The 7,134-nt window shown below is 67.4% G+C and carries 6 protein-coding genes; 2 read left to right on the top strand and 4 right to left on the bottom strand.

The features are described 5' to 3' along the window. Window positions 1-438 precede the first annotated feature (438 nt). The 4 genes from CSC94_RS12575 to CSC94_RS12560 all read right to left on the bottom strand — a co-directional run bounded on the left by CSC94_RS12575 (window position 439) and on the right by CSC94_RS12560 (window position 3,163). Complete coding sequence (locus CSC94_RS12575) at window positions 439-921, bottom strand: DUF8051 family protein (RefSeq protein ID WP_099306690.1); 483 nt, start codon at window positions 919-921, stop codon at window positions 439-441. Next, window positions 918-1,577 carry a TetR/AcrR family transcriptional regulator gene (locus CSC94_RS12570; RefSeq protein WP_099306689.1) on the bottom strand — a complete coding sequence of 220 codons (660 nt, stop codon included), beginning with the start codon at window positions 1,575-1,577 and terminating at the stop codon, window positions 918-920. Before CSC94_RS12570 ends, CSC94_RS12575 begins: the two co-directional genes overlap by 4 nt. Before the next feature lie 109 nt (window positions 1,578-1,686). After that, on the bottom strand, window positions 1,687-2,892 hold the full coding sequence (locus CSC94_RS12565; protein WP_099306688.1) for an FAD-dependent monooxygenase: 1,206 nt from the start codon (window positions 2,890-2,892) through the stop codon (window positions 1,687-1,689). 25 nt (window positions 2,893-2,917) lie between these two features. Further along, complete coding sequence (locus tag CSC94_RS12560; protein ID WP_099306687.1) at window positions 2,918-3,163, bottom strand: zinc-finger domain-containing protein; 246 nt, start codon at window positions 3,161-3,163, stop codon at window positions 2,918-2,920. 175 nt (window positions 3,164-3,338) lie between these two features. Here CSC94_RS12560 and CSC94_RS12555 point away from each other — a divergent pair, with 175 nt between their 5' ends. Continuing rightward, window positions 3,339-5,543, top strand: a complete 2,205-nt coding sequence (locus CSC94_RS12555) for an RNA degradosome polyphosphate kinase (protein WP_099306686.1) — start codon at window positions 3,339-3,341, stop codon at window positions 5,541-5,543. Next, the gene (ppx, locus tag CSC94_RS12550) at window positions 5,543-7,057 is read left to right on the top strand and encodes an exopolyphosphatase (protein ID WP_099306685.1); all 1,515 of its coding nucleotides are present in this window, start codon (window positions 5,543-5,545) and stop codon (window positions 7,055-7,057) included. Before CSC94_RS12555 ends, ppx begins: the two co-directional genes overlap by 1 nt. Window positions 7,058-7,134 lie beyond the last annotated feature (77 nt).

Below are 7,134 nucleotides of genomic sequence, written 5' to 3'. Positions count from 1 at the left end.
CCGGGGATGACGAGGCGGAGTTCTGCGCCGCCGCCCACCTCCCCCTCGATGGGGGAGGTCGACAGCCGAAGGCTGGCGGGAGGGGGTGAACCAGGCTCTTGTGCCCCCACCCCGCTCGCTCTGCTCACGACCCTTCCCACGCCGGGGGAGGGTGAGTTGCGTCGCACGGCAGCAGTTGTTCTCGACGGTTGTTGCCTGGCATCCCGTTTCCGGCCCGGGTTCCGGGAGAAGCCCGGGGATGACGAGGCGGAGTTCTGCGCCGCCGACCACCTCCCCCTCGATGGGGGAGGTCGACAGCCGAAGGCTGGCGGGCGGGGGTGAACCAGGCTCTTGTGCCCCCACCCCCGCTCGCTTTGCTCACGACCCTCCCCACGCCGGGGGAGGGTGAGTTGCGTCGCGCCGTCCGAAATCGATCGCCGTCGCTTCGAACCGGCATTCTCAGGTCACGGATTGCGTCGCGAAGACAATGATCGCAACGCCCACGGCGGCCATGGCGATGAAGAGCCATCGGGGCAGGGGCGATGTTTGCACAGGCTGACGGGATTGTTGGTGCTTGAGCGGGTATCCCGCCGCGATCAGCGCCAAGCCGAGGACCGTCCCGATCCATTCCATGGCGGCAAGCAGGCCGGTCATGGGTTCGGCTGCGACCGGGAAGATATGGGCGAGATCCAGGCCATAGACCGCCACAAAGGCCACGCCGGCCAGCACGGCCCATTTCCCGACCGGATGCGCGCGGAAGGCGCGCCAGGCGAGGACGAGGCTGCCAAGGCCAAGCAAGGTCAGAAAAATGTTGAAAGCGCCCAGCACAGCCACGCCATAGCCGGGAAAACTCCGGGTTTCGACAAATCCGCCGGGAACCATCAAGGCCAGGTTCACGGCACTGGCGGCAAGGAGAACGGAAACGGCGCGCGAAAGGGTCATGGGAGGGAACCTTTGAGGGAGTGTGGTGGAAGAAGCGGTGCCATCAGAAGCGTGAAGGCGCGCCTCGAAAGGTCGGCTTCCTCGTCCGCTGACAGGGTGGCGGCATTGAGGGCAAACCAGCGATCGACTGCCACGACCAGGTCCAGCGTGATGGCACTCAGCAGTGCGAGGGGCAGGTCGCCGCGCACGGCGCCAACAGCTTGTCCAGCGGTCAGGAGACTGCCAATCCCCTTCCGCAACGCGTCGAGCAGGTCAGCACAGGCTGCCTGCGCGGCGCGTTCCTCGTGCAGGGTGCGCATCAGGGACGCAAGCTGCATGTCGTCTTGCAGGACACGGGTCAGCCGGTCGCAAACGCTGCCGAGACGCGCCCAGAATTCGCCGGCCCCCCATCCGCGGGCCTCGTCGGGGATCGCGTGGAAGTCGGTGATCGGCTCCAGTCGCCGCTCAAGCGTCGCACGGAACAACTCGCCTTTGTCGGCGAAGTAATGATAGGTCCGCCCCTTGCTCTCTGAGGCGTCGGCGAGGATGCGATTCATCGAGGCATTCTCGAAGCCATGAACGCAGAATTCCCGCTCGGCCGGGTCGAGCCAGCGAGCGCGTGATTGAGGGTCCAGGGCGATGAACCGGGTACGTGATTTGGATGTGCTTGCTGACATGATCGCGGTATGGACTGGTGGTCTAAATCTGTTTCGGGATTTAGACTACCGGTCTATTTATGTCAACATGGTCCGTGAATGCCCTGTCCCGGGCCTGACGGGCGGGCGCCTATTCCCCCACACGCCACCCGTAGAGCCAGTCGAAGTCCGCCATCAGTTGCTCCGGCTTGCGCAGCTTGAGGACCACGTCGCGGCCGAGTGCGATCGGTCCCCTGGCATGCCAGGTGAAGTGGTTGAAGGCGCCGCGGCGCACCACCCGGGCAACGCGCGCCTTGCGCGCCGCTTCCCAGCGGGGCAGCGCCTCCGCCGTATCGCCCTTCGCTTCGCTGAGCGCATGGGCCAGCGCCCCGGCATCCTCGATGGCCATGGCCGCGCCCTGGGCGGCGAACGGCGTCGTGGCATGCGCGGCATCGCCGATCAGCACCACCTTCTTGCCGTCCTGCCAGGCGCCGGGGCCGACGGCATGCAGAGCCCAGGCTACCCAGGGCCCGGCCTCGCGCGCCATCCGGCCGAGCGCCGGCGACGCCTTGTCCATCACCGCGATGAAGGGGGACGGGTCGGCGCTCGCCGCCCATTTCTGACCGTAGTCCTCGCCCGTCATCAGGCCGACGAGGTTGATGCGCCGCCCGGCGCTGATCGGGTAGGCGACGAGATGCACCTCGGGCGCCATGAAGGCGGTCACGTGGGCCGGGCTGAGCAGGTCGCCGAGCGAGCGGGCCAGGTCGCCGTCGGCGGGAATGGTCGCCCGCCAGGCCACGTGGCCGGTGAACGCGCTCGTGCCCGCGCCCGGCACCAGCCCGCGCAGGCGCGACCAGACCCCGTCGGCGGCCACCAGCATCCGGCCCACCGTTTCCTCCACGCGGCCGTCGCGGTCGACCGAGAGCGTCAGCCCGCGCGGATGGCTGGCGAAATCGGCCACCGTCGCCCCGGTGACGATCTCGATCAGCGGCTGCTGCGCCGCCGCCGCGGTCAGCGCGCCGTGCAGGTCGGCCCGGTGGATGACGAGATAGGGCGCGCCCCAGCGCGCCTCGGCCTTCGCGCCCAATGGCACGCGGGTCAGTTCGCGCATCGCCTGGCCGCGCCGCAGCACCACCGCGTCGGGCGCCGTGGCCGCTGACAGCAGCCGCCCGGTCACGCCGACGGCCGCCAGCACCCGCGTGGCATTGGGCGAAAGCTGCAGGCCGGCGCCCACTTCGCTCAGTTCGGGCGCCCGCTCGAACACGCGCACCGCGTGGCCGCCGCGCGCCAGCGCCAGCGCCGCCGTCAGGCCGGCAATGCCGGCCCCGGCAATCAGGATGGGTCCGTGCCTGGTCATGTCATGCCCCCGGATCGGCGGGCGGTCAGGCGGCCTTCGGCGTGAAGGTGCAGCCTTCCGGCTTGGTCTCGTCCGCCTTCAGGGCGGCATTGTAACGGAAGAGCGTGGAGCAGTAGGGGCAGACTTTCTCGCTGTCGTCGCCCATGTCGAGGTAGACATGCGGATGGTCGTAGGGCGGAAAGGCGCCCACGCACATGAATTCCTTCACACCGATCTCGATGGACTTGTGGCCCGCATCGTTCTGGAAATGCGGAATGGAATGTCCGGCCATCTTGCTCTCCGTTCGTGGTGGCGGCCGGTCGGCCGCCGGTCGGCTTGGCTGGTGGTTTGTATCATCTGCGTTTTCAATGCAAGGCGTCTGGTGGCATTGTGCGCTATTGAGCGCCGCTTTGAAGCATGAAAGAACAGGCGCCGGGGCCAGACTGCCTGGGCGAGGACGCACGCGCATGAACGAACTGACGCCGGCAAGGACCGATTTCACCGAGAACGCCGCTCCCGCGCGGCTGACCCCGGGCGATCCGGAGCGCTTCGTCAACCGCGAGTTCTCCTGGCTGCAGTTCAACCGCCGTGTGCTGGAGGAATCGCAGAACCCCAACCACCCGCTGCTCGAGCGCCTGCGCTTCCTGTCGATCTCGGCCACCAACCTCGACGAGTTCTTCATGGTCCGCGTGGCGGGCCTGGCCGGCCAGGTGCGCGAGAACATCACCGAGCGGTCCGCCGACGGGCGCACGCCGGCCGAGCAACTCGACCAGATCCTGCTTGAGGTCACCAAGCTGCAGGCCGACCAGCACAAGAGCCTCAACGGCCTGATGGGGCTGATGCAGGCCGAGAAGGTCGAACTGATCCGCACCGAACGACTGGCGAAGGTCGAGAAGGCCTGGCTGGAAGAGCACTTCATGGAAGCCATTTTCCCCGTGCTGACGCCGCTCTCCATCGATCCGGCCCACCCGTTCCCCTTCATCCCGAACCTCGGCTTCTCCATGGTCCTGTCGCTGAAGAACCGGCGCGACGGCGAGGAGATGACCGGCCTGCTGCGCCTGCCGGTGGCGCTCAGCCGCTTCATCCAGTTGCCGGAGCGCAGCGGGGTGACGCGGTTCATCGCGCTGGAGGATGTCGTCGGCATCTTCATCAACATGCTGTTCCCCGGATACGACGTGCTGGGGTCGGGCACCTTCCGCATCATCCGCGACTCCGACATCGAGGTGGAGGAGGAGGCCGAGGACCTGGTGCGCCTGTTCGAGACGGCGCTGAAGCGGCGCCGCCGCGGCCAGGTGATCCGCATCGAGTTCGACCCCGACATGCCCCGGGGCCTGCGTGATTTCGTCGCCCACGAACTGGGCGTGCAGGGCAACCGCATTTCCATTCAGGCCGGGCCGCTGGCGCTCAACCACGTCTCCGAGATCGTATCGCTGCCGCGCGAAGACCTGAAGTTCCAGCCCTACACGCCGCGCTATCCCGAGCGCATCCGCGAACATGCCGGCGATTGCCTGGCGACGATCCGGGAGAAGGATTTCCTCGTCCACCATCCCTACGAGAGTTTCGACGTGGTGGTGCAGTTCCTGCGCCAGGCCGCAGCCGACCCGGACGTCGTCGCCATCAAGCAGACGCTCTACCGCACCTCCAACGACAGCCCCATCGTGCGTGCGCTCGTCGATGCCGCCGAGGCCGGCAAGTCGGTGACCGCGCTGGTGGAACTGAAGGCCCGCTTCGACGAGGAAGCCAATATCCGCTGGGCCCGCGACCTGGAGCGCGCCGGCGTGCAGGTGGTCTTCGGCTTCATCGAGCTGAAGACCCACGCCAAGCTCTCGCTGGTGGTGCGCCGGGAAGAGGGGAAGCTGCGCAACTACTGCCACCTCGGCACCGGCAATTACCACCCGATCACGGCGAAGATCTACACAGACCTGTCCTATTTCACCGACGATCCGCAGATCGCCCGCGACGTCGCCCAGGTGTTCAACTTCATCACCGGCTATGCCGAGCCGGCCGACCGCATGAAGCTCGCCTATTCGCCCTACACGCTGCGCCCGCGCATCGTCGGCCACATCCGCGACGAGATCGGCCACGTGAAGGCGGGCCGGCCGGGCCAGATCTGGATGAAGATGAATTCGCTGGTCGATCCGGAGATCATCGACGCCCTCTACGAGGCCAGCGCCGCCGGCGTCGAGATCGACCTGGTGATCCGCGGCATCTGCTGCCTGCGCCCGCAGGTGCCGGGCCTGTCGGACAACATCCGCGTCAAGTCCATTGTCGGGCGTTTCCTGGAACACAGCCGCATCTGGTGCTTCGGCAACGGCCACGGCCTGCCGTCCGACGAGGCCATCGTCTATTTCGGGTCCGCCGACCTCATGCCGCGCAATCTCGACCGGCGCGTGGAGGTCATCGTGCCGGTCGAAGCCTCGACGGTGCATGAACAGATCCTCGACCAGATCATGCTGGCCAACGTGATGGACAACCAGCAGAGCTTTGAGGTACTGCCCGACGGGACGTCGAGACGGATCGAGCCCGAGGAGGGCGAGGAACCTTTCAACGCCCAGGAGTATTTCATGACCAACCCGAGCCTTTCGGGTCGGGGTGAATCGTTGAAGTCGCACGCGCCGAAGCGGATTGCCCACTTCAAGCGCCGCAAGAAAGACAAGTCTGCCGCACCGTGATGGATCGCCTGTCCCAGGGTCGCCTCTACGACCGCAAGCCCGTCGCCATCGTCGACATCGGATCGAACTCGGTCCGTCTCGTCATCTACGAAGGCGTCGCCCGTTCGCCAACCGTCCTGTTCAACGAGAAGATGCTGGCCGGTCTTGGCCGCCAGATCGTCTCCACCGGCCTGCTCGATCCGGCCGGCGTCGAACGCGCTCTGGGCGAGTTCGGCCGTTTTCGCGCCCTCTGCGACCAGGCCGGCGTCGAGGAAGTGCATGTGCTGGCCACCGCGGCCGCCCGCGAGGCGGAAAACGGCGCGGCCTTCATCGAACGCGCCGGCGAGGTCCTCGGCACCGAGATCCGCGTGCTGTCCGGCCGCGAGGAGGCGCTCTATTCCGCCTACGGCATCATGTCCGGCTTTCACAAGCCCGATGGCATCGTCGGCGACCTCGGCGGCGGCAGCCTCGAACTCATCGACATCCGCGGCCACGACACCGGCGACGGCATCACCCTGCCGCTCGGCGGCCTGCGCCTGCAGGAAGTCACCGGCGGCAAGCCCGAGGACGCCGCCGCCGTCATCGCCGCAGAGATGACGCGCGCCGACCTGCTGAAGGAGGGCGAGGGCCGCGAGTTCTACGCGGTGGGCGGCACCTGGCGTAACCTGGCGCGCCTGCACATGATGGAGCGCGACTACCCGCTGCACGTCATGCATCACTACGTTATGGAGACCGAGGACTGCGTGCCCTTCCTCATGCAGGTGGCGCGCAACGACACGGCCAGCATGAGAGGCATCAAGCGGGTCTCGAAAAACCGGCGCGGTCTGCTGCCCTACGGCGCGGCGGTCATGCTGGAAGTCATCCGCGCCATGAAGCCGTCCCGCATCGTCGTCTCGGCCTCCGGCGTGCGTGAGGGCTTCCTGTTCGAGCAACTGTCCGGCGAATGGCGCAAGGCCGACCCGCTTCTGACAGCCGCCGACGAGATGGCCATCCTCCGTTCCCGCTCCGAGCGCCATGCCCGCGAACTGGCCGACTGGACCGGAACCGCCTTTGCCGCGCTGGGAATCGACGAGACGCCGGAGGAGCACCGCTTGCGCCAGGCGGCCTGCCTGGTCGCCGATATCGGCTGGCGTGCCCATCCGGAATATCGCGGCATCCAGTCGCTCAACATCATCTCCAACGCCTCCTTCGTCGGCATCGACCATCCCGGCCGCGCCTACCTGGCGCTCGCCAACCTCTACCGTCACGAGGGCCTCATCGACGACGCGGCCGGCCCGGAACTGCTGAAGCTGGCGCCGCCGCGCTATGTCGAGCGGGCCAAGGCGCTCGGCGCCCTGATGCGGGTCGTCTACCTCCTGTCCGCCTCCATGCCGGGCGTCATCCCGCTCCTGTCCTGGCGCATCGTGCCGGAGGGCATGCTGCAACTGGTGATCCCCAAGGGGCATGCCGCGCTGTTCGGCGAACGGCCCAAGGCGCGCATGGTGCACCTGTCCCGTTTCCTCGGCCGCGACATCGAGATTGTCGTCGCGGAGTGACGCGGGACAGGACGTCGCGGAGTGACGCGGGGCAGGACGTCGCGGAGTGACGCGGTGGTGTTCGCCGGTTGACACCC

The sequence above is a fragment of the Zhengella mangrovi genome, assembly GCF_002727065.1.
Taxonomy (GTDB): domain Bacteria; phylum Pseudomonadota; class Alphaproteobacteria; order Rhizobiales; family Rhizobiaceae; genus Zhengella; species Zhengella mangrovi.
This window is presented reverse-complemented; position numbering and strand designations above follow the sequence as displayed.

Bases quoted from the DNA above. Each gene is read 5' to 3' on its own strand.
- CSC94_RS12575 (WP_099306690.1), bottom strand. From the start codon at position 921: ATGACCCTTTCGCGCGCCGTTTCCGTTCTCCTTGCCGCCAGTGCCGTG.
- CSC94_RS12570 (WP_099306689.1), bottom strand. From the start codon at position 1,577: ATGTCAGCAAGCACATCCAAATCACGTACCCGGTTCATCGCCCTGGAC.
- CSC94_RS12565 (WP_099306688.1), bottom strand. From the start codon at position 2,892: ATGACCAGGCACGGACCCATCCTGATTGCCGGGGCCGGCATTGCCGGC.
- CSC94_RS12560 (WP_099306687.1), bottom strand. From the start codon at position 3,163: ATGGCCGGACATTCCATTCCGCATTTCCAGAACGATGCGGGCCACAAG.
- CSC94_RS12555 (WP_099306686.1), top strand. From the start codon at position 3,339: ATGAACGAACTGACGCCGGCAAGGACCGATTTCACCGAGAACGCCGCT.
- ppx (WP_099306685.1), top strand. From the start codon at position 5,543: ATGGATCGCCTGTCCCAGGGTCGCCTCTACGACCGCAAGCCCGTCGCC.